We start from the raw sequence: 25,043 nt of genomic DNA, 5'->3' as shown, positions 1-25,043 counted from the left end.
CATAAAGCGACGCGCTGCGCCCTTATTGCTGCTGGATCACCCAGATCTGGAAGGCTTTGCGGGTTTCCGCATCGGCCTTGTTGTACCAGTTTTGCAGCTGGGTCAGGGCTTCCGGATTGCTCTGGGCCTTGCTCGGCGCCACTTCTACCGGTGCGCTGGCGGCGGCCATCACGGCAGCGGTGGAGACGGCAACGGTCGCTGGCTGGTTGAAGGCCTTGCCCATCTTGATCAGCTCCTGCTGATAGTCGCGGGTCAGCTGGAAGCCACCCACTTTCGGCATGACGAACTGCTCGCTGGCCAGGACCTGACCGCTGACCTTGTCCTTGAGCACGACTTTCTGCTCTTTCACAAATTGCTGGGCTTCAGACTCGTTACGGGGCTTCTTGAAATCCAGCACCAGGGTCTGGTTGTCACCGGCGGTGAAGTTGATCACCAGGGGCTCGGCGGTTACCAGCTTGATCTCGCTGCGGCTGGAGTAGTTGCCTTCGAAGGCCACCACTACCTGGTGCTTGCCGGCACTGATGGGGAAGCTGCTGGTCTTGTCCAGCAGTTTGGGATTGATGGATTCGCCATCGAGCAGCTGCATCACGTAGGGATTCTGTATTTCCAGTTGGCTATCAGCCAGGGCGCTACCTGCCCACAACAGACCAGCCAGAGCCGGCACCAGAACAGTCAGTTTCATTTCATCTCCTTGAACAGTCAGGCGATTGCCCACTGAAAAATAGGGGCTCATTTTTACAGGTTTGCCCCACAGCAGCAATAGCGGTTTATGGCGCCGCCCGGCAGCAGCTTGATGATGCATCTGTCAAATCAACCCGGCGTGTTTCATTCGATGCGTCGGGTGAAGGGGGGGAGGGCGTCCAGCAACCCCTTGCCGTAGCGCTTGGTAAGAAGGCGCCGATCGAGAATGGTTACCCGGCCCCGATCGGCCTCCTTGCGGATCAGGCGGCCACAGGCCTGGATGAGCTTGCGGGACGCCTCCGGTACCGTCAACTGCAGGAAGGGGTTGCCGCCGCGTTTTTCGACCCACTCGGCGGTCGCCTCCTCCACCGGGGAGTTCGGCACCGCGAAGGGGAGCTTGGTGATCACCAGGTTGGTGAGGTAGTGACCGGGGAGATCCAGCCCTTCCGAGAAGCTGCCGGTACCGAACAGGATGCTGGCCTGGCCGCCGTCGCACTTCTGTCTGTGCAAGGTCAGCAGGGCGTTGCGGGACGCTTCCCCCTGCACCAGCAGGGAGAGCCCCTTGGCCCGCAGCCCCACCGCCACCTCGTTCATCTGGCGGTAGGAGGAGAAGAGCACCAGGCTCGCCTCCTTGCCCGCCAGCAGACGGGGCAGGGTATCGACCAGCTCCTGGGTAAAGCCGGGTGCGCTCGGTTCATGGGCCATCTTGGGCAGATAGAGCTCGGCCTTGTGGTACTCGAAAGGAGATCGCAGGCGCAGGTAGCGGGTTCCGTCGTGCTCCTTGAGTCCCACCTGGTGGCGGAAATAGCTGAAGGAGGAGAGGGCGGTGAGGGTGGCCGAGACCAGCACGGCGCCCAGACAGCGGGACCAGAGCCACTCTTCCAGCAGATAACCCACCTCTATGGGAGAGGCGTGCAGCCAGATGTCCCCGTCCTCGCTCCTGGCCATCCAGCGGGCCAGCGGTGTCTTGCCAGTGGGCACATGGCGGCTCAGCATCTCCCACAGGGCGCAGAAGCTCTCCAGCCGCTGCAGGTGAAAACCGCTCTCCGCCAGCAGGGGTTCGGCCTCCTTGCGACGGATTTCGCCGTCCTTGAGCGCCTCGCCGATGGCGCCCTGCATCCTGTCCAGCGCCCGCAGCGCCTTCTTGCTCGCCTCCTTCAGGTTCTCCGCCAGCATGGGCAGGGGATCGGGCAGGACCCCTTCGGCAAATCTGTGGTGCTGCTCTGAGCCAAACAGGTGATCGTTGCCGGCGAGCCACTGCTCCAGCGCCTTGAGATCCGGCTGCAGGGAGGCCAGGGCATCCTGCAGCTTGAGCTGGGGGTCGAGCAAGCTCTCCTTGTTCAGCGCCCTGGCCAGCTTGCCTGCGCTCTGCACCAGCTTTTCCAGCCAGCGGCGGGATCCCTTGATGCTGGCCGAGGCGGCGCCGTGATCCCGGGCTATGGTCGGCAGGTGATGGGCCTCATCCAGCACATAGATACACTCGTCCGGTGGCGGCAGTATGATGCCGCCCCCCATGGTGAGATCGGAGAGCAGCAGGGCATGGTTGACCACCAGCACATCGGCGGCGTCCATGTCGTTCCTAGCCCGGTGGAAGGGGCAGTGCTGATGATGGCTCAGCGCCTTGTTGCAACTGTGGCGATCGGCGGCGATGCGATCCCAGCAAGTGTCCGGGATGGGCTTGGGCCAGTTGTCCCTGTCCCCGTCCCACTTCCCCTCGGTGTAGGCCTGCCACAGCGCCTGATAGCGCTCCTTGTCGGAATCTGACGGCTTGTGCTTGCTCAAGCTGCCGAAATCGAGCTCGAAATTGGCCATATCGGCGCCACTTGCCGCTTGTTCAAGCAGATGTTCGCAGCAGTAACGCTGACGCCCCTTGACCAGCATGAAGCGAAACGGCAGCTCGCTGTGGCGATGGTAGAACGGCAGGTCCTTGTGGATCAGCTGCTCCTGCAGGGCGACGGTGGCGGTGGAGATCACCAGCTTCTTCTGGGTGAGCCGCGCCACCGGGATGGCGCCCTGGGCATAGGAGAGGGACTTGCCGATGCCGGTGCCCGCCTCGGCCACCAGGATGCGGCGACTCTTCTCATACTCTCCGGTGAGGGTCTTGGCGATTTCGGCCACCAGAAAATTCTGCTCCTTGCGCGGCACAAAACCGGGTAAACCATCGGCAATCTGTCGATAGGTATTGCGAATGGTGGCTTTGAGGCGAGTGGATAGCATGAATGGGGCGTGACCGTGTCTGGGATGAATGGTCACAGGATACCCGCAACAGGCGGCCGGGGTCGAGGCAAGGCGAGGCAGGGGTTGCGGGCCGGGATCCGCACTTATGTCATGGGGCTGATTTTGCGTGCAATAAACCACCAAAAAAAGGCTGTTCAGGCAGCAAGTATCGCTGTAAACGTTTTCCCTGGGAGGGCAAACAATATGGGATTCAGCTCACAATTTTTTCCCTATGACTATGGTTTTCTCAAAAAGTTCCAAGTTTTTTCGTTGCGGATCGTAAAACCCGGTGATAGTCTCGGCGGCATAGTGATGCAAAGAACATCGCTAACACAGGGAATAACAAGGACTTAGTGTTTAATTACAGTAGGCATTGGAAACAACTATGAAAAAGACAATTCTGGCTATTGCTATCCCGGCTCTGTTCGCATCTGCCGCTAACGCCGCAGTGGTTTATGACAAAGACGGTGTTACTTTTGATATCTACGGCCGTGTTCAGGCTAACTACTACGCGGATCACAACAAAGCGGTTGATGGGACTGAAGCTCATTATGAGTTCAACTCTGCGACCGGTGGTTCTGATCTCGTAGCTGCTACACCTGGTCGCTACGAAGACGTAGATGGTGAAATTGTTGGTTCCTCCCGTCTGGGCTGGTCCGGTAAAGTTGCGCTGAACAACACCTGGTCCGGTATCGCCAAGACCGAGTGGCAAGTTTCTGCTGAAAACTCCGACAACAAGTTCAACTCCCGTCACATCTGGGTTGGCTTCGACGGTACCCAGTACGGCAAGATCATCTTCGGCCAGACCGATACCGCGTTCTACGACGTGCTGGAGCCGACCGATATCTTCAACGAATGGGGTGACGTAGGTAACTTCTACGACGGCCGTCAAGAAGGTCAGATCATCTACTCCAACACCTTCGGTGGTTTCAGCGGCAAGCTGTCTTACCAGACCAACGATGATGTAGCTGTCAAAGTGACCGACATCGGTCAAGGCATCAAAGAATCTGCCGTATATGGCAAAAACGTGAAGCGTAACTATGGTTATGCCGCAGCAGCCGGCTATGACTTCGACTTCGGTTTGGGCTTCGATGCTGGTTATGCTTACTCCGACCTGGAAAGCACCACTTCCAGCGCTTCTGGCGACAAGAAAGAGTGGGCCCTGGGCGCACACTACGCCATCAACGGCTTCTACTTCGCCGGTGTTTACACTCAGGGTGATCTGAGCTACGACAACACCACTGGTGGTGACAAGGACAAGGGCCGTGGCTACGAGCTGGCTGCTTCCTACAACGTTGACGCCTGGACCTTCCTGGCTGGTTACAACTTCAAAGAAGGCAAGATTGCTTCCAACTCCGCCGGTGCTTCATACGAAGACCTGGTTGACGAAACCCTGCTGGGCGTTCAGTACAACTTCACTTCCAAGCTGAAGGCGTACACCGAGTACAAGATCCAGGGTATCGACGAGCTGGACGACGAGTTCACTGTTGCCCTGCAATACAACTTCTAATCCAGTCTTAGTACGGATTTAGTTGATAAACGGCCAAGCTTGCTTGGCCGTTTTGTTTTGTCTGTCTTTCACCTCTTTCAGTTCCCCGCCGTTTGGCCCTGCGCCAGGTCACGTTGTCTCTTTTCCGTCCTTGGCTCCTTGGTCGTAAATCGCTAGATTATTCAATTCGTTGAAAGATGGTCTGCCGACAGGGAAGGATGCGTGTGATCGATTTCAGTCACCCCGAGTGGCGAGCGCTGGCTCAGCAGTTGCTGGACGAGGCGCCCCAGGTTATCCGCGGTCGCCAATGGCAGCCCCTCATCGGCATGCTCAGGGACAATCAGCTGCTGCTTCCCCTTGGCAATCACCGCTACGAGCTGACCCCGGCCGGACGGCGCTATCTCACCCGTGAGCTGATGCTGGCCGAGCTGGCCTGTGCCCCCCCCGAGCCCGAGGAGTGGCTCCATGCCCAGGGTTGGCAACTGGGGGAGCGGGTCAACGAACGGGTGCTGGCGGCGCTCTATCGCAAGGGGGAGGCGAGCTTCAGTCCGGTTGAGCAGATCAACTTCGAAGACAAGGGGATACGGCTGTGCAGCGATCTGCCGCTGCGGCTGCGGGCCGCTCGCCCGTTCAGCCTGTTCTTCAGCGGTGGCACCCTGCTCGATGCGGCTCCCTGGTTGCGCACCCTGGGAGAGGTGGCGCTACCCGCCCGCACCCTGGCGGGTCTTGGCAAGATCCTGTGGGGGGAGGGGGAGATCCAGCGGGTGATCAGCACAGATTCCGTTGGCGTCTTCGCCGAGCTGAGTCTCCCGGATGATGCCTTGCTGGTCTGGCTGCCCGCCCAGGATCCCGGTGCCCTGCAACCCCTGATTGCCGCCTTGCCTCCCCAGACCCTCTGGAGCCACCTCACAGCACTGGACCCGGCCGGTGTCGACAGGGTCCTGGTATTGGCCCAGCGGCTGGGGCGCCCGGCCAGCTGGTGGCTGCCCCGGGAGCTGTCCCCCATCAAGGAGGCCTATGCCGCCCCTCTGCAGGATGCTCGTCCCTGGGAGCCGAGCCGGATCCCCCGTCCATTGCGGGCCTTGTGCAGCGATCTGGTGGAGTCCAACCGTGGCCTGTCGGCCGAAGTATGTGCCCTGGCATCGGGCTGGCATGCCATCGGCTGACGAGGCCGTCATCCCCCTTGAGAAAGCGGTTTTCCCCTATGGAAGGCAGTGGTATAAAGAGTTGACGGAGCGCTCGCCAAAGGGGCGCTTTTGTTTGCCAACCTACTTTGCCAGCCAACGAACTCAACGGAATACAGGGAATACCATGTTTGAAAAGGTTGTTGCCGCCCCAGCGGATCCGATCCTGGGCCTGACCGAAGCCTTCCGTGCCGACTCTCGCAGCCACAAGATCAATCTGGGGGTCGGGATCTACAAGGATGAGACCGGTGCCACTCCTATCCTTCATTGCGTCAAGAAAGCCGAGCAGAAGCTGCTCACCGACGAGAAGACCAAGAACTACCTCGGTATTGAAGGCAATATCGAATATGGCCGCATAGTGCAGCAACTGCTGTTCGGGCAGGACTCCGCCCTGGTCGCCAGCGGTCGCGCCAAGACAGCCCAGGCGCCGGGTGGTACAGGGGCCCTGCGCATCGCCGCCGAGTTCGTGGTGCGCAACGGTCTGGCCAAGACCATCTGGATCTCCGATCCCACCTGGGCCAACCACGTCAGCGTGTTCCAGGCCGCCGGCCTCACCGTCAAGTGGTACAAGTACTACGATGCGGCGACCAAGGGTCTCGACTTTGCCGCCATGCAGGCCTCTCTCTGCGAAGCACAGGCCGGCGATCTGGTGCTGCTGCACGGCTGCTGCCACAACCCGACCGGCATTGACCCCACCGCGGATCAGTGGCGTGCCCTGGCCAAACAGAGCGCCGCCGCCGGCTGGCTGCCGCTGTTTGACTTCGCCTATCAGGGCTTTGCCCGTGGTATCGAAGAGGATGCCGAGGGGCTGCGCATCTTCGCCGAGTGCCACGACGAGCTGCTGGTGGCGAGCTCCTTCTCCAAGAACTTCGGCCTCTACAACGAGCGGGTCGGCGCCTTCACCCTGGTGAGCGCGACCAAGGCGATTGCCGACGTGGCCTTCACCCAGGTCAAGACCGTCATCCGTGCCAACTACTCCAACCCGCCGTCACATGGCGCCGCCGTGGTGACCACCATCGTCAGCGATCCGGCCCTCTATGCAGAGTGGGTGGAAGAGGTGGCGGCCATGCGGGTGCGCATTCGCGAGATGCGGGAGCTGCTGGTGGAGAAACTCGGCGCCCTCGGCGTGAGCCAGGACTTCAGCTTCATCCGCGAGCAGAACGGCATGTTCTCCTTCTCCGGTCTCTCCAAGGATCAGGTGGAGCGCCTCAAGAGCGAGTTTGCCATCTACATCGTCGGCTCCGGCCGGATCAGCGTGGCCGGGATCACCCGCGCCAACATAGATCCCCTGTGCGACGCCATCGCCAAGGTGTTGTAACTGAGGCGAAGAGGTTCTATGCGGGAATCACCCGCGTCAATATAGATCCCCTGTGCGATGCCATCGCCAAGGTGCTGTAAGGACGGTGAGGGTTGCGGGAGTGCGATCTCCCGAGTGATGCCATCACCAAGGTGCTGTAAGCACAACCATCGGCATCCGCTCAGTAAAAAGCCCGCCAGGTGTCCCCTGGCGGGCTTTTTCATGCCTGTTTTCCGGTATCAGCGGCGCCGTTTGCTGCCCCCGAGCAGAGAGCCCAGCACCCCCCGTACCAGCTGACGACCCACCTCGTTGCCCAGGGTGCGGGCCACGCTCTTGGCGGCGGTCTGCACCACGCCGTCATGTTGGCCCCCGCGCGGGCCTGTGCGCCCGAACAGGATGCCGTTGAGGGCGTCGAGCAATCCGCCGCCCTGCTCCGACGGGGATGGGGGGGCATCATCTGAGGCGGCCGGTGCCCCGCCATTGAGCCGCTCGAAGGCGGATTCGCGATCCTCGCGGGTCTCGTATCTGCCGTGAAGCACTGACCCCTGGATCAGGGCCTGCCGCTCGGCGTCGTTCAGGGGACCTATGCGACTGGCGGGCGGGGCGATGAAGGCGCGCTCCACCACGCAGGGGCGTCCCTTCTCATCGAGCATGGAGACCAGGGCCTCGCCCACCCCGAGCTCGGTGATGACGCCGGCCGCGTCGAAGGCCGGGTTGGCGCGCAGGGTGTTGGCGGCGATGCGTACCGCCTTCTGATCGCTCGGGGTAAAGGCGCGCAGGGCGTGCTGCACCCGGTTGCCGAGCTGCCCCAGCACGCTGTCGGGAATGTCGGCCGGGCTCTGGGTCACGAAGTAGACACCGACCCCCTTGGAGCGGATGAGGCGCACCACCAGCTCTATCTTCTCCAGCAGCGCCTTGGGGGCGTCGTTGAACAAGAGATGGGCCTCGTCGAAGAAGAAGACCAGCACGGGTTTATCGGGATCCCCCACCTCCGGCAACTGCTCGAACAGCTCGGAGAGCAGCCAGAGCAGGAAGCAGGCATAGAGGCGGCTGGACTGGGTGAGCTTGCCGGCCGCCAGCACATTGATGTGGCCGTGGCCAGCCCCGTCGGTCTGCAGCAGGTCCTGGATGTCCAGCATGGGTTCGCCGAAGAAGTGATCGCCGCCCGCGCTCTCAAGGGTGAGCAGGTTGCGCAGTATGGCGCCGATGGAGGCGGTGGACACATTGCCATAGCGGGTGGTGAGGGTCTTGGCGTTGTCTCCGGCAAACTGCACCATGGCGCGCAAGTCTTTCAGATCGAGCAGCAACAGCCCCTCGTCGTCCGCCACCTTGAACACCAGCTCGAGCACCCCGCTCTGGGTGTCGTTGAGGCCGAGCAGACGGGCCAGAAGCAGGGGCCCCATGTCGGAGACGGTGGCCCGCACCGGGTGCCCCTGCTCCGCAAACAGGTCCCAGAACAGGGTCGGGCTGGGGGCAAAGGCGGGGGCCGGGATGCCGAGCTGGGCCAGCCGGGCATCCAGCTTGGTCGACGGGGTGCCGGCGGCGCCAAGGCCGCTGAGATCCCCCTTCACATCCGCCAGAAAGACCGGCACCCCAAGGCGGGAGAACCCCTCTGCCAGCACCTGCAGGGTGACTGTCTTGCCGGTCCCGGTGGCGCCTGTGATGAGGCCGTGGCGGTTGGCCAGGGCGGGCAGCAGTGAGATGGGTTGGCCATTGGCATAGGCCAGCGTCAGGGGTTGGGCCATGGTGAACTCCTTGTCTTTGCAGGTAGCGGCAAGCTGAGGGCTACAAGGAGTGTGGTGGCAGAGCCAAACGATGGCAAGGCGGCGCGAATTGCGCCCTGTGGCGAAACCGAAGGGCGGGGAGGGGGCTCAGCGGGCGCGAGTCAGCCTGCCCAGCTGCAGCAGCATGAGGGTGAGCAGGGCCCCGGTGGCGGCGGTCAGCAGTGCCAGCAGCAGGCTGCCGAGCAGGAAGGGGGGCACCAGGGTCGCCGCCTCGTGCTCCAGCCAGTGCAATGACCAGGTGAGGTGGAAGGGCTCCGGCGTCTGGTGCAGCACCAGGCAGCCGGTGCGGTAGGCATAGAGGTACATGAAGGGCAGCGTCAGCGGGTTGTTGAACCAGACCGCCAGCAGGGCGAGCGGCAGGTTGAGGCTGAATGCCAGCGCCAGCGCGACGGCGACGAGGGAGTGCATGGGGATGGGGATCCAGCTGGCGAAGAGGCCGGCCGCCACGGCGCCGCTGAGTGCCCGGGTGCCCCCCTGCCAGAGGGCGGGGGTCAGCAGGCGCTCACCAAAGAGGGCGAACCACTTCTGCTGGCGCAGGGTGTCCGGGTCTATCTTGAAACGGGCCAGCCAGCGGCTCAGCATGCCCGCGCCTCCTTGCGCTTCTGCCACTGACGCACCGTGTTGATGCGCCAGAAGGTGCGGATGAAGGTGTAACCCATCAGTGAACTCAAGAGCGCGAGCACCAGGGAGCCCAGCAGCAGCGGCGGGGCCAGGGTTTCAAATACCGAGACCAGCCATGCCCAGGTGAACTGGATCTCGATGTGCTGGGCGGGGTGCCCCAGCAGCTGGCAGCCCACCAGGTAGGCGCCATAGAACAGCGGCGGCATGGTGAAGGGGTTGGAGAGCCAGACCAGGGCGACCGAGAGGGGCAGATTGACCCGAAAGAGGATGGCGCCACCGGCCGCCAGCAGCATCTGGCAGGGGAGGGGGATCCAGGCCATGAAGAGGCCGACCGCGAAGGCACCGGCGGCGGAGCGGCGGTTGAGGTGCCAGAGGTTGGCATCGAGCAGCAGCTTGCCGAACAGCCGCAAGTGCTTGTGTTCCTTGAGCTTGTCCTGATCGGGCAGCCAGCGTTTTATGAGTCGTTTGGGCATGTTTGAAACCTTGCTAAATACTTGCTCCATGGATCTGCGTCTGTTGTCGTTTGCCCTGGGGGCAAGCTCCTCACTGCTCTGGCCCTGGTTACCCTCTACTGCATGGGGCGGCGCGCTGCTGGCCCTGGCTATCCTGCTCGCCCTTGGCCGCCACTGGCGGCTCTTGTTTCTGGTGCTCGGGGTGCTCTGGATGCAGCTGAACCTGCAGTATCGGCTGGCCTGGCTGGACAAGCTGGAGACACAGACCAGCCACATCATAACCGCACGGGTGCAAAGTACGGAGTCCTCCGGTGATAAGCCACGAGATAAATTTGCCCGCCTGCTGCTGCGGGTCGAGACGCTGGACGAGCAGCCCCTCGGGGTGGCCCCCCTCGTCAGGATCAATGCCTACCAGGCAGTGCCGCACTTGCCCGCCGGCAGCCGCATCACCCTGGTGACTTCCCTCAAGCCCGCCCACGGGCTGGCCAACGAGGCGGGCATGGATGGGCGGCGCCTGCTGCTTGGCAAGGGGATCACGGCGACCGGCAACCTGCGTCGTCTCATCGAGGTTCAGGGGGCGGCCCCCGGGATGCGGGAGCGCTGGCTGGCCGCCGCCAGCACCGCCTGGCAGGGGCTGGAGCAGGCCCCCTTGCTGGCGGCCCTCAGCTTCGGGGAGCAGGGGGGCATCACGGATGCCCAGTGGGATCTGTTTCGCGGCAGCGGCCTGACCCACATCATCGCCATCTCTGGCCAGCATATCGCCCTGGTGGCGGTGCTCGGCTGGTGGCTGGGGCGGCTGCTGGGATTGCGGGGGGCCATTCTAGTCTCCCTGTTGTTTGCCGCCGTCTACAGCTGGCTGGCGGGATTTGCGGTGGCGACCGAGCGGGCCCTCATCATGGTGCTGGTGTGGAGCCTGCTGCGCTGGCTGAGGCGGGACTGGCCCAGCCACCGCATCTGGCTGTGGGCCTTCGTGGTGCTCGTGCTCTGGGATCCCTTTGCCCTCTACTCGGCCGGCTTCTGGCTCTCCTTCATGGCGGTGGCCCTGCTGTTGCTGGCGAGCCTGCTGCACGCGCGTCCCGGGCTGGTGCGCCTGCAGTGCCTGCTGCTGCTCGGCCTGCTGCCCCTGCAACTGCTGCTGTTCGAGGGCATGGCTCCGCTGGCGCTCTTGCTCAATCTGCTGGCGTTGCCGCTGTTCTGCCTCGGCATCATTCCGCTGGCGCTCGTCGGCGTGCTGCTGGCGCCGCTCTCCACCGCCCTGGCTCATGGCCTGTTCTGGCTGTCCGATCTGGGGCTGACGTGGGTGTTGTGGGGACTCGACCTGCTGGCGGACCACCTGCAGCTCTGGTGGCCGGTTCCCGGCTGGCTGATGCCCGTCAGTGCCCTGCTGGTGCTGCTGTGGGGGGCCTGGCAGTTGCCGGGAGGGCGCGGCTTGCTGCTCCCGGTGGGAGCCGCCCTGCTGCTGGGAGCCTGGCCTGCCCCCACGCCCTGGCAGGTGCGGGTGCTGGACGTGGGGCAGGGCTTGTCGGTGCTCGTCACCCGCGGCGATCGCGGCATCCTCTACGACACCGGGGATAGCTACCCCGGCGGTTACAACATGGCGGAGGCCGCCATGTTGCCCGTGCTGAGCCGGCTCGATGTGCGGGTGCTCGATGCCCTCATCATCAGCCACAAGGACAGGGATCATGCGGGCAATCGACGCGCCATGCTGCAGGCGATGCCGGTGCGCCGCGAGCTCTCCTCGTTCGGCTTCGCACCCAGCACGACCCTGTGTCGCCGTGGTCAGCGCTGGCACTGGCAGGGGTTGGAGGTACGGGTGCTCTGGCCCGAGCGGCCGGGGGCGGGGCGCAACAACGACAGTTGCGTGGTGCAGATAAGCGACGGCCGGCATCGCATCCTGCTCAGCGGCGACATAGAGCAGGGGGCGGAGCGCCGTCTGCTGGCGCTGGAAGCGAAAGGAGAAGGTGAAGAACTCGCCAGCACCTTTTCCGGCGCTCGCTTCAGCACCCTCTCCAGCGCCGTGCTGGTGAGCCCTCACCATGGCAGCCGCACCTCCTCGACCCCAGGCTTCGTGGCGGCGGTGAACCCGGATGTCGTCATCCACAGCGCCGGCGACAGGAACCAGTGGCAGTTTCCCCGCCCCGAGGTGGTGGCGAGATACGAGGGGGCTCGCCAATGGGTGACGGGGCAGGATGGTGCCATCCTGATCGAGGCGGGGGAGGCCGGGCTCGAGATCCGGGCCGAGCGCGAGCAGGGCCCCTGGTACAGGCGCAATGGCCACTGGTGGCGGCCCAGGCTATGGCGCTAGGACTCTCCCTCGGCCGTTATTTCTCTTTGGGATGGGGCAACGCCCGATGGATGCCCAAGCGTTGGCCAGGGCAATAATCCGTCATTTCCCGTTAAGTAAGGGGGAGGGAGATGGCCAGACGATGGCAACGCTTGGTGTAATCCTGCGCTTTGGCTAGAATACCCCGTCATTTCCCTTATTAACGGCTATTCATGCAACAAGAAACCTCACAAGAGAGCTGGCCCGTCTTCAAGCGCCTGCTCGGTTATGTCCGGGATCGCAAACTGGGGCTGGTGGGCGGCATCATCGGCATGCTGGGTTATGCGGCCGTGGATACCACCTTCGTCTACTCCATCAAGCCGCTCATCGATCAGGGCCTCAACGGCAACGATAGCAGCGTGCTCAAGTGGATGCCCTTCTTCGTGCTCGGCATCGTCGCCCTACGCGGTTGCGCCGCCTTCCTCTCCAACTACTGCATGGCCTGGGTCGGCAACCATGTGGTGATGCGGCTGCAGCAGCAGGTGTTCAGCCACCTGATGGCCATGCCCATGAGCTTCTTCGACCGCCAGAACACCGGCAACCTGCTCTCCAAGGTGACTTATGACGCCGGTCAGGTGTCGTCAGCCGCGAGCTCCACCCTGGTCTCCCTGGTGCGGGAAGGGGCCACCGTCATCGGCCTGCTCGGCCTGATGTTCTGGCACTCCTGGCAGCTGTCGGTGATCTTCCTGGTGGTCGGCCCCGTGGTGGGCATACTGATCGGCCTCATCAGCCGTCGTTTCCGCAAGATCAGCCGCCACATCCAGCAGGCGGTGGGTGACATCACCACCTCCACCGAGCAGATGCTCAAGGGCCATAAAGAGGTGCTGATGTTCGGTGGCCAGCAGGTGGAGGACAAGCGCTTCTATCAGGTCAGCAACCGGATGCGTCAGCAGACCATGAAGATGGTGGCGGCCGACGCCATCGGCAGCCCCATAGTCCAGATGGTGGCCTCGGTCGCCCTGGCGGTCTTCCTCTATGTGGCGACCATAGACTCGGTCAAGGCGACCCTGACCGCGGGCACCTTCACCGTCATGGTCACCTCCATGATGATGCTGCTCAAGCCGCTGAAAAGCCTGACCGACGTGAACAACCAGTTCCAGCGCGGCATCACCGCCTGCCAGAGCCTGTTCGGTCTGCTGGACTCCACCCCGGAGCAGGACACCGGCACCCGCACCCTGGAGCGGGCCCGTGGGGAGATCGAGTTTCGCAACGTCACCTTCACCTACCCGACCAAGGAGACCCCGGCGCTGCACAACATTAGCTTCAAGGTGGAGGCGGGCAAGTCCGTGGCCCTGGTGGGGCGCTCCGGCTCCGGCAAGAGCACCATCGCCAGCCTCTTGACCCGCTTCTATGACATAGAGCAGGGGGAGATCCTGCTGGACGGCGTCAACATCCGCGAATATCGCTTAAGCGAGTTGCGCAAGCAGTACGCCCTGGTCTCCCAGCATGTCCACCTGTTCAACGACTCCGTGGCCAACAACATCGCCTACGCGGCAGAAGACAAGTACAGCAGGGAAGAGATCCAGCATGCCGCCCGCATCGCCCATGCCGACGAGTTCGTGCGCAAGATGCCGGAGGGCTATGACACCGTCATCGGCGAGAATGGCGCCTCCTTGTCCGGTGGCCAGCGCCAGCGCATCGCCATCGCCCGCGCCCTGCTGCGGGACTCCCCGGTACTGCTGCTGGACGAGGCCACCTCGGCCCTGGATACCGAGTCCGAGCGCCACATCCAGGCGGCCATCGACGAGCTGTGCAAGGCGCGCACCTCCCTGGTGATCGCCCACCGTCTCTCCACCATAGAGAAGGCGGACGAGATCCTGGTGATCGACGAGGGTCATATCGTCGAGCGCGGCAACCATGGCGAGCTGATGAGCCAGCAGGGCACCTATGCCCAACTGCGCGCCATCCAGTTCGGCGGCGCCGTGAGTCATTCGGCCTGATGCTGGAGCGTCTCTGGTACGGCAAGAGTGGCTGGCGCTGGTGGCTGGCCCCCTTGGCCCTGCTGTTTGCCCTCGTCAGCGGCGGGCGCCGTTTCGCCTACCGGCGCGGCTGGTTCAGCGCCTATCGCGCCAGCCTGCCGGTGATAGTGGTGGGCAATATCTCGGTCGGTGGCAACGGCAAGACCCCTGTGGTGGTCTGGCTGGTAGAGCAACTCCAGGCCCGTGGCTATCGCCCCGGCGTGGTCAGCCGGGGTTACGGCGGCAAGGCGCCCCATTACCCTTACCGACTCGATAAGCAGAGCACCACGGCCCAGGCGGGGGATGAGCCTGTGCTCATCGCAAGGCGCTGCGGCTGCCCCGTGGTGGTGGCCCCCAGGCGCGCCGATGCGGTGCGTCTGCTGGAGCAAAGCGGTGAGGTGGACATCATCATCACCGACGATGGCCTGCAGCACTACGCCCTGGACCGGGACATAGAGCTGGTGGTGGTGGATGGGGCCCGGCGCTTTGGCAATGGCTGCCTACTGCCCATGGGGCCGCTGCGGGAACCCATGACCCGCCTCAAGCGGGTCGATGCCATCATCTGCAACGGCGGCACCCCGGCCCAGGGGGAATACCCCATGGCGCTGGTGGCGGCTGCGCCGCGCCGCGTGTGCGACGATGCGCCCCTCGAGGCTCCCCTTGCCGGACCTGTGGATGCACTGGCGGGCATAGGCCATCCTCCCCGCTTCTTTGCCACCCTGGCCGGACTCGGCTATGAGCTGGCAGAGCGTGTCGGTTATGCGGATCATCAGGCCTTTGATCGGGATGAGCTGCTCGCCCGCTTCGGCGAGCGCCCCCTGCTGATGACGGAGAAGGATGCGGTCAAGTGCCGGGCCTTCGCGCCAGCGCACTGGTGGTATCTGCCGGTGAGCGCCGAGTTGCCCGCCTCCCTGCTCGATACCCTGCTGCAGCGGTTGACCCCGCCGCAGGCGTCCGGCCCTGACCATGCACACTGAATGGCGCAAGATCATCGCCTGCACGGCATAGCCCGTGCGGCGCCGTTGCAAGGAGCCGGATGCCGGCTCCGGCGATGGACCATTAAACTGCTCGGCAGCCTAGCCCGCCCGAGATCGTCGCTTGCTCGACATCGTTGAAGGAGTTTCGTTTTGGCACTGGATATCAAATTGCTCGACATCATCGCCTGCCCGGTTTGCAAGGGGAAGCTGCACTATCAACCGCAATCGGACAAGGCCGCCCATGAGCTCATCTGCCGCTTCGACAGACTGGCCTATCCGCTAGAGGAGGGGATCCCCGTCCTCCTGGAGAACCGGGCCCGTCATCTGCCCCTGGAAGAGCTGAAGCCATGAGTTTCGTCGTCGTCATTCCGGCCCGTTACGCCTCGACCCGCTTGCCGGGCAAGCCGCTGGCGGACATCCATGGCAAGCCCATGGTGCAGCACGTGGTGGAGAAGGCCCTGCAATCGGGCGCCGATCGGGTGATAGTCGCCACCGACGATGAGCGGGTGCTGCAGGCGCTGCAGGCAACCGGCGTCGAGGTGTGCATGACCTCACCGGATCACCAGTCCGGCACCGAGCGCCTGGCCGAGGTGTGCCGTCACTACGGCTTCGCCGCCGATACCATCATCGTCAACGTGCAGGGGGACGAGCCGCTCATTCCGCCCGCCATCATCCGTCAGGTGGCGGACAACCTGGCCGCCGCCACGGCCCCGATGGCGACCCTATCGGTGCCGATCAAGGACGCCGAAGAGGCGTTCAACCCCAATGCGGTCAAGGTGGTGACCGACAAGGATGGCTACGCCCTCTACTTCAGCCGCGCCAGCATTCCCTGGGACAGGGACCGCTTTGCCAAGAGCCACGAGCAGATTGGCAGCCACTACCAGCGCCACATCGGCATCTACGCTTATCGCGCGGGCTTCATTCAGCGTTACGTGGACTGGGCGCCGAGCGCGCTCGAGCAGATTGAGGCGCTGGAGCAGTTGCGGGTGCTCTGGTACGGGGAGAAGATCCACGTGGCCCAGGCGCTGGAGGCCCCCCCGGTCGGGGTGGATACCCAGTCCGATCTGGACAAGGTGCGTGCCCTGCTGGCCAACTGAGGCTGGCGGCACGAAAGTTGACCGATACGGCGCCTTCAGGCGCCGTTTTTTCGTTGATTATTTATATAATAATTTGATTTAAAACGGCTTTTACGAGCACTTTCAAACTTTTCCCGGCCATGGTTTGCCAAATCATCGAGTTTGGTTATGATGCAAGACGCCGTGTTAACCCTAACTGGCATATAACGAGATAAAAAACGGGGTGTTTGGGTGATTAATGTATTCCTGGTCGATGATCATGAGTTGGTGCGTACAGGGATAAGACGCATTTTGGAAGATGTCCGCGGGATCAAGGTGGTGGGCGAGGCGCAGAGCGGGGAAACCGCCGTGGCCTTCTGTCGGCAGCATCACCCCGACGTGATTTTGATGGACATGAACATGCCGGGTATCGGCGGTCTGGAAGCGACCCGCAAGATCCTGCGGCTGCGCCCCGATGTGCGCATCATAGTGCTGACCATTCATTCCGAGAATCCGTTCCCCACCAAGGTGATGCAGGCGGGCGCCGCCGGATACCTCACCAAGGGGGCCGCGCCGGACGAGATGATCCACGCCATTCGCCTGGTGCACTCCGGCCAGCGTTACATCTCCCCCGAGATCGCCCAGCAGATGGCCCTGAGCCAGTTTGCCTCGGCGGACGAGAACCCCTTCAAGTCCCTCTCCGAGCGCGAGTTGCAGATCATGATGATGATCACCAAGGGACAGAAGGTGACCGACATCTCGGAGCAGCTCAACCTGAGCCCGAAGACGGTCAACAGCTATCGCTACCGCCTGTTCAGCAAGCTGGGGATCAACGGCGACGTGGAGCTGACCCATCTGGCCATTCGCTATGGCATGCTGGATGCCGACACCCTGTAAGGGATGCCTGTGCCCACCCAAGGCGGCGAGTGCCGCCTTTTTGCTTTTCGCAGGCCCGGCGCAGTATGCTCTCCCCGTCTTTTTGCATTCATCCGTTGAGTCGAGTTGCCGATGACCCTCTCTCCCGATCCCCATTTTGACAGCAAGGCGTTTTTGAGCGCCGTCACCCACCAGAGCGGCGTCTACCGCATGTATGACGGTGGCGGCACCGTCATCTACGTGGGCAAGGCCAAGGATCTGAAGAAGCGGCTCGCCTCCTACTTTCGCACCAATGTGGACAGCATCAAGACCCGTACCCTGGTGCGCCAGATAGCCGACATCCAGGTCACGGTCACCCACACCGAGACAGAGGCGCTGATCCTCGAGCACAACCTCATCAAGCAGTACCAGCCGCGCTACAACGTGCTGCTGCGGGATGACAAGTCCTACCCCTGGATCATCATCACGGCACACCAGCACCCGCGCATCGGCGTGCATCGCGGTGCCCGCAAGGTGAAGGGGGAGTACTTCGGCCCTTACCCCTCCGGCGGCGCCGTGCGCGAGAGCCTACACCTGATGCAGAAGATCTTCCCGGTGCGCCAGTGCGAGGACGCCGTCTATGCCAACCGCACCCGTCCCTGCCTGCTCTATCAGCTCAAGCGCTGCGCCGGCCCCTGCGTGGCCGGGCTGGTGAGTGAGGCCGAGTATGCCCAGCAGGTGGAGCTGGCCAAGCTGTTCCTGGCGGGCAAGAACCAGCAGGTGATAGGCGAGCTGGTGGGCAAGATGGAGTCCGCCAGCGGCGATCTGCGCTTCGAGGAGGCGGCCCGCTACCGGGATCAGATCCAGGCCCTGCGCCGGGTCACCGAGCAGCAGTCGGTGAGCGGCAACGTGCTGGACGAGCTGGACGTGGTGGGGGTGGCCTTCGATCAGGGGGCGGCTTGCATCCACGTACTTTTCATCCGCCAGGGCAAGGTGCTGGGCTCGCGCAGCTACTTCCCGAAAGTGCCGGCCGATACCCCCCTGGACGAGGTGGTGCAATCCTTCCTGCTGCAGTTCTATCTGTCGGGGCAGGGGGGACGACAGATCCCGAGCGAGGTGCTGCTGGACGTGGCGCTGGAAGACGAGGCGGTGATCGCCGAGACCCTAAGCCAGACCGCCGGCTACAAGGTGCGGGTGCAGAGCCGCACCCGGGCTGAGCGGGCACGATTTATCAAGCTCGCCTCCATCAACGCCCAGACGGCGCTGCGCTCGCGGCTGGCCCACAAGAGCACCATCACCGCCCGCTACGACCAGCTGGAGGAGCTGCTGGAGCTGGAGCGCCCCATCGCCCGCATGGAGTGCTTCGACATTTCTCACACCATGGGGGAGCGCACCGTCGCCTCCTGCGTGGTGTTCAACCGGGAGGGGCCGCTCTCATCGGAATACAGGCGCTTCAACATCGACGGCATCACGGGGGGCGATGACTATGCTGCCATGGAGCAGGCCCTGGAGCGGCGCTTTGGCAAGCAGCAGGAGCCGGACAAGGTGCCGGACGTGCTCTTCATCGACGGCGGCCTCGGCCAGTTGCGCCGCGCCGAGGAGATCCTGGCCCGTCAGCTGGAGTTTCTGGGGGGCAAATACCCGCTGCTGGTGGGCATCGCCAAGGGGGTGACCCGCAAGGCCGGGCTGGAGACCCTGATCATGGGGGAGAGCCACGAAGAGCTGCACTTGCCGGCAGATATGCCCGCTTTGCACCTGATTCAGCACATTCGCGATGAATCTCACCGTTTTGCCATCACAGGCCACCGCGCGAGACGGGCGAAAGCCCGTACCACCAGTACTCTGGAGGACATTCCGGGGGTGGGGCCCAAACGGCGGCAGGCCCTGCTCAAATACCTGGGGGGCCTGCAGGAGGTGAAAAAGGCGGGGGTGGACGAGCTCGCCAAGGTGCCCGGCATCAGCCAGGAGCTGGCCCAATCCATCCACGACGCCCTGCACTCGCTCTGACCCTGGATTAACGTTGCTGTTCTGGGGGATATACCCAGGAGCTGGCGGGTTCATACCATTCAGGGGCCTTGCATTCGTTCCCGCCTGGGTAGGCGTTGTTGTTCAGGACAGGGGATGCCTGGTACCCGTCAGGAGCGGGTCTGACCCGAGCCACCTTGAGTGGGTGGCATTTGATGTGGATCCCGCAAACCGGCCCCGGCAGCACAAGAGCCGTGACGCAGGGGGCCCGCAAATGCCATAATGGCATGCATCCTGAGGTTATTGATGGATTAATGGACCAAGGCGGGCGCCTGTCCGGTTGCAACGGTGATCGGCTTGGGGCTACCATGTAGCGGCATACAAGAAGTGGCTGAAAATAATGACAAATATTCCTAACCTGCTGACGTTTTTTCGGATTTTGCTCATCCCCGTCTTCGTCATCCTGTTCTACCTTCCCTATCAGTGGTCCTACCTGGCGGCTGCGCTTGTCTTCATCCTGGCGGCCGCGACCGACTGGTTTGATGGCTATCTCGCCCGCAAGCTGAACCAGTCCACCGCCTTCGGTGCCTTCCTCGATCCCGTTGCCGACAAGATCATGGTGGCGGCCGCCCTGGTGGTCATCGTCGAACACTACAACACCATCTGGGTCACCATACCGGCCATGACCATGATTGGCCGCGAGATCATCATCTCCGCCCTGCGGGAGTGGATGGCAGAGCTCGGCAAGCGCTCCTCGGTGGCGGTCAGCTGGATCGGCAAGTGGAAGACCATGATCCAGATGGTGTCGCTCACCGGCCTCATCTGGCAATACGATATCTGGATGGTGTGGCTCGCCTACGTGCTGCTCTATGTCGCCACAGTGCTCACCTTCTGGTCCATGTTCCAGTACATGAAGGCCGCCTGGGGCGATCTGACCTACCACTCCCGCTTCTAGTCCACCCATGGGCAAATGGCCGTTTCCTTGCCGTTGGGGCAGAGAAACGGCCATGAGTGGCAAAAGTGTGGGAGAAGGGCAAAAAATGCCCGAACGATCAGCGTATTAAATGTTTTTGGTTGACTGGACGAGGAACATCGCTAGAATGCGTTCTCGTAGTCAGGCAGTCAGCCAGACCGATGCGGGAATAGCTCAGTTGGTAGAGCACGACCTTGCCAAGGTCGGGGTCGCGAGTTCGAGTCTCGTTTCCCGCTCCAAATTCAGACAATCGAGAGCCAACTCTCTTTTGCATGGCGCGTTAGCAAAGCGGTTATGCAGCGGATTGCAAATCCGTTTAGTCCGGTTCGACTCCGGAACGTGCCTCCATATTGACAAGCCCGCCCGCGGACTTGATACCGATTGCGGTGCCTGAGTGGTGAAATCGGTAGACACAAGGGATTTAAAATCCCTCGACGTTCGCGTCGTGCCGGTTCGATTCCGGCCTCAGGCACCATTAAAATTGAAGAAAAAAGCCTTACAGATTAAACAGATACGACGCTTCATTGCGTCGTTTTTGTTTCTGCCCCCCAGCGTTTCCCCTCTCTCACTTTTCCTTTCTTGTCCATTTCTTGTCTAAGCGACTAACTACTTCCTGCTACTCGCTGCAAACAATCTGCCCAGCCTTCCAACATAGCCAAGGACGTTTGGTAGGCCACTGCTCCGGGCCTTTCCGGGGTCTATCTCTGGTGCTGAGACAAGTGCCGCTCACCGTTACCCCTTCCGCTTCACCCCCTCCCAAACCCGCATTGAACCCCCTTTGAAACTGAATCGCCCCTACTTTCCTAGACACCTCAAGAGCCTCAAACTTCAAACTGAGGTCATTCAGGAGGTGTTATGAGCAAGCAGCAACGTTACACGGAAGAATTCAAACTGGCCGCCGTCAAGCAGGTGACTGAGCGCCATTACCCAGTGGCAGAGGTCGCTGAGCGACTTGGTGTTTCCAGCCACAGTCTTTACGCCTGGATCAGGCGCTACAGCCAGCCCGACGTGCAGCAACAGCATGACTCCAGCCTGCAAGCCGAGATTCGGCGCCTCAAGGCTGAACTGCGCCGCGTCACCGATGAGCGAGATATCTTAAAAAAGGCCGCCGCGTACTTTGCCAAGCTGTCAGGGTAAGGTACGTCTTCATCCGGGCGCACGCGTCCACACATCCCATCTGCCGACTGTGTCGGATGATGAATGTCCACCCGAGCGGTTATGACGCCTGGCAGCACCAGCCTTTATCTTCCCGCGCACTTGAAGACCAACGCCTCTTGGGCCAGATCAAGCAATGCTGGCTAGAAAGCGGGGGCGTCTATGGTTATCGCAAGATCCGGGACGACCTGCGAGAGATAGGCGAGACCTGTGGGAAACACCGGGTGGCGCGATTAATGCGTCATGAAGGTTTACGTTCACAAACCGGTTATCGTCGCCGTCCCGGTCATTATGGTGGCCGGCCAACGGTGGTTGCACCGAACCATCTTGAACGCCAGTTCGATGTGACTGAGCCAAATAAGGTCTGGGTAACGGACATCACTTATATTCGAACCCATGAAGGCTGGCTTTATCTGGCCGCGGTATTGGATTTGTTCTCACGACAAGTCATTGGTTGGTCAATGGGGCCACGGATCAACCGAGAGTTGGCCATCAGCGCGTTACTGATGGCAGTGTGGCGACGGCGACCCGAGCAGGAAGTGCTGGTTCATTCTGACCAAGGGAGCCAGTTTAGCAGCCATGACTGGCAGGATTTTTTGCGGGAGCACCGGCTCAAGGCCAGCATGAGCAGACGTGGCAATTGCCATGATAACGCGGTGGCGGAGAGTTTCTTCCAACTCCTCAAACGCGAGCGGATCCGACGTAAAACCTATGCAGATCGCGAGGAGGCTCGGCAGGATGTGTTCGATTACATTGAAATGTTTTACAACCCCAAGCGTCGGCACAGTTTCAACAATGGGCTATCGCCAGTAGAGTGTGAAAAGCAATATTTCGAACGGCTCAAAAGTGTCTAGAGAAGCCGGGGCGATTCAATTGTACTAATTCTTTTTTGCACAAGGAGTGTGCTCGATGTCTATCTCGCCTATGGATCTCGCAACTTATTACGGTGTCGATGACATTCCTGCTGCCCTATCGATAGGCGATAACCTCCATAGTTTGCTCGTAGCCATATTCAGGAATGAGCCTCTGACTTCGCCCCGCTACGACATTCTAGCCAGCTACGATCTCAACGCCTTGAGGGGCTTTATCAACGGCGATATGACTCTCCCTGAGTTCAGACGCCAATCTGCGGTAGAACAGGAGCAGCGCCGTTCTAAATCTCTTTACTATAAGGGCCGAAAGATTGTGCATCGCTACCAACCTTCAATCACGAAGCCCTTGGCTGGTCAGCTAGACGACAAGCCTCATATAGAGAAGACCAGCCAAAATCCCACTTGGGATTACCTGCAGAAATTCCGGATCAAAAATGGTCTGGCCGATGGCCAGAAGTCTGTGTCCCTCCCCCCGCATGAACTGGCCAGACAATTCTGGGTGGATGATATCACCAGTGCGATCACGGGCGGTGCCAGGTTGCACAGCCTCCTTGTCGCTGCCGGACAAGGCGCGACGATATCAGCAGCTAACAGACAATTTCTCTTGAACAGAGGGTTGAATGCCTTGCTGTGCTTCTTGACCGGCGAACTCTCCCAAGAGCAGTTCGACCAAAAAGGGAAAGCGGAACAGGAGCAACGAAACGAGCTTGCGCAACAGAAACAACGCGAGATCGCCGCTCAGAAGGCCGCAGATGAAGAACGTTATAAAGCCGAGCAGAAAGCCCGAAGTGTGCGACTTGAGGCTGAGCGGATTCAGCGTGAGAGTGACCCCAAGTACATCGCACGGATGAAGAACCAAGCACTCAGGGAGAAGTATGGTGTCACTGGATATGTCGAATCACATCACCTCAAACAGCTCATGGCAATCCTTCTCAAGCTGGATGCAGGTACACGGCTACTGGAGACTGAAACCATCTGGCTCAAGAGCAATGGCCGTGAGTACGAGACAAAGGAGATTCTGCATAGCTACAACCGACTCGAAGCTGATCACTGGCTAGCAGAGTACCGCAACAGCAAGAACCCATGGAGTGCAGTCAATGCCAGCGGACACTTGCGCAAATGTGCAGCATCGAATGAGGCGATTGCTCTGCTGAATGCCATCCCAGCCAAGCGGCAGGTTCAGCCTAAGCTGAAATCCGCCATTCTCACCACTCATGGTGGTGCGATGCGTGACCATGGCGACCATACTGCCGCATTGAACATGGGCGCTGAAGCTCACCGTCTTCAACCCAACAACTTTCGCCCCTGCACACTACTTGGCGCAGTCTGTATCGAGCTTGGCAACATTAGTGAGGGACATGAGTGGTATTGCAAGGCGGAAGCCAGAGGCGCTGGTCGTGACAGTATTATGTCGGATGTCAGGTCGCTTCTTACCCGAATGACAGCCGATAAACGTGAAGCAGTTATCGCAGAGCTGTTACGCATTCATCCCGAACAGTATCGATGGCTAACTAAGTGGCGTCAGACCAAAGCGTAACAGACATTATTGCTAGCGAACTGAAAGTGAATCGCTACCCGTTACTGAGAATCTACAGGGATGTGATTATGGCACGGGTGGTAATTCAGTCCGGTGAATACAACTCCATACACATAGACCACTTCACATCTATCCCTAGAGCAATAATAACTTTCACTTCTTGGAAGTATTTGTAAATTATTTTTTTATATTGATTTCCTTGAGACATTGAGATAACTGAGATTGGTGGTTTTTACTGATGTTCAGTAAGCCAGAATAGGTAGTTGGTTCTTTGTCACTCTCTGCAACATTAATCCAGATCGGTACGTCGCTTTTGATACCAGCCAGTGATTCCAAGGCTATACCATTTATATCTTCGGCGCTCCAAGAAGAATACCCATTCGACCACACACTCATCAGGTTTGTAGGAACAATCGATAGCGGAGCTGCACTACCAATCTTGATCCATCGTACAACAGAATGATTAGTGTTTGGTTGCCAAACCGGATTACTGATCAGAAATACTCGATGATATAATTGAACGTTATAGATGCCATCTCGACTTAATCCAACGCCTAATCCAAAGGAAAATCCATCATCATTAGAAGATCCCACTTGAGCTCCTTCCATGATGGCAATACAGGAAGTAAATATACCCTGGCTCTCAGCTCCAACCTCGGTGCGAACAGTAAAATTAATCTCATTATTATATTCGCTACTAGCATACACCTGAAAACAAGCTGTCAGTGCCATCCATGCGATCATTGGTCTCGCGTTTGATTTCCTTGCGTCTATCCATAGACTCATGCTAGTTCCCCTCTACAAAATAAGTAAACTAATTTAGAACAAAATAAAGAGAAGGTCACTATGACTGCTCATGTGCGTATTTAACTTGCTGAGATGAGAATGTATTGGATATCCGAGTCGAATCGAATTCATCGGCTCGAACAAATGGATCGTGTGATGAACCATTTATCGCTCTGACAAGCCCATTTGGATATGTGACTTGATAATTTGGCTTGACTCCAGTACCTGTCTCACCAAACTGGACTTTAGCATCCTCGTACCCTCGCATGTTGCTCAGAACATTGAGCAAAAAAATACGACCTAATTTCGGAAGGTTCTCTTCATTCCAGCATAATTTTGACATAACGAACGCCCCTCATTAATTGACTATATACCGCAAGAAATCAGATGTTTTTCTGATATCTCGCGCCAATCGAGAATAGATCTCTGACACGAATTTTGACTCCGGTCTTTTCCAGATGATACCCGCGTCGCTCCATAATCTGTCTCACCATTTTCCCAACGACCTGCTTTAATCTGTCGTCCCACACATCATGGCCAAAGTGACTTAGCAATAATGGCTGGATCCCCTCAATAGCTGGCCTCTGGAGATATGTTGTTGTTTCAAGGCTCGCGACAACTAGCTCGGAATTTAAAAAAGACCACAGCTCTTTACCCTTATCACTAGTCGCAATTCCGGTGAAATTACCTGCATCGAAGTCTTTCATACAGCTCCTCTAAAGTGGACTTACCGAAACAATAGATCACAGGTGGTTTATTTGCAACGTGTAAAAATTAGCAGGTATGTGTAGTGGTCTAATCGTCCCGGACACCATTTTAGGTGGTACAGTCGCCACCATGACCTGAGGTGTTCAATGACAAG

General features: G+C 60.3%; 20 protein-coding genes and 3 tRNA genes. 16 read left to right on the top strand and 7 right to left on the bottom strand.

Annotated elements, in window-relative coordinates:
* Positions 1-22 precede the first annotated feature (22 nt).
* Both HB860_RS10100 and dinG read right to left on the bottom strand, forming a co-directional pair.
* Positions 23-682: a YccT family protein gene (locus HB860_RS10100; RefSeq protein ID WP_139436930.1), complete on the bottom strand. Its 660-nt coding sequence runs from the start codon at positions 680-682 to the stop codon at positions 23-25.
* Positions 683-825: 143 nt separating this feature from the next.
* A complete protein-coding gene (dinG, locus tag HB860_RS10095; protein ID WP_247626548.1) occupies positions 826-2,898 on the bottom strand; it encodes an ATP-dependent DNA helicase DinG in 2,073 nt (690 codons plus the stop codon).
* A 385-nt stretch (positions 2,899-3,283) separates the two neighbouring features.
* Between dinG and HB860_RS10090 the strand changes: the two genes are divergently transcribed.
* The 3 genes from HB860_RS10090 to HB860_RS10080 all read left to right on the top strand — a co-directional run bounded on the left by HB860_RS10090 (position 3,284) and on the right by HB860_RS10080 (position 6,889).
* On the top strand, positions 3,284-4,408 hold the full coding sequence (locus tag HB860_RS10090) for a porin (RefSeq protein WP_247626547.1): 1,125 nt from the start codon (positions 3,284-3,286) through the stop codon (positions 4,406-4,408).
* 203 nt (positions 4,409-4,611) lie between these two features.
* On the top strand, positions 4,612-5,553 hold the full coding sequence (locus tag HB860_RS10085; protein WP_247626546.1) for a hypothetical protein: 942 nt from the start codon (positions 4,612-4,614) through the stop codon (positions 5,551-5,553).
* A 145-nt stretch (positions 5,554-5,698) separates the two neighbouring features.
* Positions 5,699-6,889 (top strand): amino acid aminotransferase, encoded by a 1,191-nt coding sequence (locus tag HB860_RS10080; RefSeq protein WP_247626545.1) that lies wholly within the window; start codon positions 5,699-5,701, stop codon positions 6,887-6,889.
* A gap of 218 nt (positions 6,890-7,107) precedes the next feature.
* Here the strand turns inward: HB860_RS10080 and HB860_RS10075 are convergent, their stop codons facing one another.
* The 3 genes from HB860_RS10075 to HB860_RS10065 form a co-directional block, all read right to left on the bottom strand.
* Positions 7,108-8,613, bottom strand: coding sequence for a helicase HerA-like domain-containing protein (locus HB860_RS10075; RefSeq protein WP_247626544.1), 1,506 nt, complete (start codon positions 8,611-8,613; stop codon positions 7,108-7,110).
* A 126-nt stretch (positions 8,614-8,739) separates the two neighbouring features.
* The gene (locus HB860_RS10070) at positions 8,740-9,234 is read right to left on the bottom strand and encodes a DUF2062 domain-containing protein (RefSeq protein WP_139436939.1); all 495 of its coding nucleotides are present in this window, start codon (positions 9,232-9,234) and stop codon (positions 8,740-8,742) included.
* Positions 9,228-9,746 carry a DUF2062 domain-containing protein gene (locus HB860_RS10065; protein ID WP_139436941.1) on the bottom strand — a complete coding sequence of 173 codons (519 nt, stop codon included), beginning with the start codon at positions 9,744-9,746 and terminating at the stop codon, positions 9,228-9,230. Before HB860_RS10065 ends, HB860_RS10070 begins: the two co-directional genes overlap by 7 nt.
* A gap of 28 nt (positions 9,747-9,774) precedes the next feature.
* Between HB860_RS10065 and HB860_RS10060 the strand changes: the two genes are divergently transcribed.
* The 13 genes from HB860_RS10060 to HB860_RS10000 all read left to right on the top strand — a co-directional run bounded on the left by HB860_RS10060 (position 9,775) and on the right by HB860_RS10000 (position 23,395).
* Positions 9,775-12,030, top strand: coding sequence for a DNA internalization-related competence protein ComEC/Rec2 (locus HB860_RS10060; RefSeq protein ID WP_247626618.1), 2,256 nt, complete (start codon positions 9,775-9,777; stop codon positions 12,028-12,030).
* 191 nt (positions 12,031-12,221) lie between these two features.
* Positions 12,222-13,988, top strand: a complete 1,767-nt coding sequence (gene msbA / locus HB860_RS10055; RefSeq protein ID WP_247626543.1) for a lipid A ABC transporter ATP-binding protein/permease MsbA — start codon at positions 12,222-12,224, stop codon at positions 13,986-13,988.
* Positions 13,988-14,983, top strand: a complete 996-nt coding sequence (gene lpxK / locus HB860_RS10050; RefSeq protein ID WP_247626542.1) for a tetraacyldisaccharide 4'-kinase — start codon at positions 13,988-13,990, stop codon at positions 14,981-14,983. Before msbA ends, lpxK begins: the two co-directional genes overlap by 1 nt.
* Positions 14,984-15,133: 150 nt before the next feature.
* Complete coding sequence (locus tag HB860_RS10045; protein ID WP_005331987.1) at positions 15,134-15,334, top strand: Trm112 family protein; 201 nt, start codon at positions 15,134-15,136, stop codon at positions 15,332-15,334.
* On the top strand, positions 15,331-16,080 hold the full coding sequence (gene kdsB / locus HB860_RS10040; RefSeq protein WP_247626541.1) for a 3-deoxy-manno-octulosonate cytidylyltransferase: 750 nt from the start codon (positions 15,331-15,333) through the stop codon (positions 16,078-16,080). Before HB860_RS10045 ends, kdsB begins: the two co-directional genes overlap by 4 nt.
* 210 nt (positions 16,081-16,290) lie before the next feature.
* Entirely contained in the window at positions 16,291-16,935 is a 645-nt protein-coding gene (gene uvrY, locus HB860_RS10035) for a UvrY/SirA/GacA family response regulator transcription factor (protein WP_025327477.1), read from the top strand.
* A gap of 111 nt (positions 16,936-17,046) precedes the next feature.
* Entirely contained in the window at positions 17,047-18,900 is a 1,854-nt protein-coding gene (gene uvrC, locus HB860_RS10030; protein WP_247626540.1) for an excinuclease ABC subunit UvrC, read from the top strand.
* A 358-nt stretch (positions 18,901-19,258) separates the two neighbouring features.
* Positions 19,259-19,813 (top strand): CDP-diacylglycerol--glycerol-3-phosphate 3-phosphatidyltransferase, encoded by a 555-nt coding sequence (pgsA, locus tag HB860_RS10025; RefSeq protein WP_139436951.1) that lies wholly within the window; start codon positions 19,259-19,261, stop codon positions 19,811-19,813.
* A 181-nt stretch (positions 19,814-19,994) separates the two neighbouring features.
* Positions 19,995-20,070: transfer RNA gene (locus tag HB860_RS10020), tRNA-Gly, on the top strand.
* A gap of 35 nt (positions 20,071-20,105) precedes the next feature.
* Positions 20,106-20,179 (top strand) — tRNA-Cys (locus HB860_RS10015).
* Positions 20,180-20,219: 40 nt separating this feature from the next.
* Positions 20,220-20,306: transfer RNA gene (locus HB860_RS10010), tRNA-Leu, on the top strand.
* Between the two features lie 380 nt (positions 20,307-20,686).
* Positions 20,687-21,840, top strand: a protein-coding gene (locus HB860_RS10005; RefSeq protein ID WP_247626539.1) for an IS3 family transposase whose coding sequence is annotated in 2 segments (ribosomal slippage) — positions 20,687-20,924 and positions 20,924-21,840 — 1,155 coding nt in all. Because the reading frame shifts where the segments join, the coding sequence is not laid out codon by codon here.
* A gap of 55 nt (positions 21,841-21,895) precedes the next feature.
* Positions 21,896-23,395 carry a hypothetical protein gene (locus tag HB860_RS10000; RefSeq protein ID WP_247626538.1) on the top strand — a complete coding sequence of 500 codons (1,500 nt, stop codon included), beginning with the start codon at positions 21,896-21,898 and terminating at the stop codon, positions 23,393-23,395.
* 177 nt (positions 23,396-23,572) lie between these two features.
* On the opposite strand, the gene HB860_RS09995 is transcribed toward HB860_RS10000, so the two are convergent.
* Together HB860_RS09995 and HB860_RS09990 are read right to left on the bottom strand one after the other, a co-directional pair.
* Positions 23,573-24,181, bottom strand: a complete 609-nt coding sequence (locus HB860_RS09995) for a hypothetical protein (RefSeq protein WP_247626537.1) — start codon at positions 24,179-24,181, stop codon at positions 23,573-23,575.
* A gap of 383 nt (positions 24,182-24,564) precedes the next feature.
* Entirely contained in the window at positions 24,565-24,888 is a 324-nt protein-coding gene (locus HB860_RS09990) for a hypothetical protein (protein ID WP_247626536.1), read from the bottom strand.
* Positions 24,889-25,043 lie beyond the last annotated feature (155 nt).

Source organism: Aeromonas genomosp. paramedia, assembly GCF_023093515.1.
Lineage (GTDB): Bacteria > Pseudomonadota > Gammaproteobacteria > Enterobacterales > Aeromonadaceae > Aeromonas.
The sequence above is the reverse complement of the archived record's forward strand: the minus strand, read 5'-3'. Positions and strand labels throughout refer to the sequence as shown.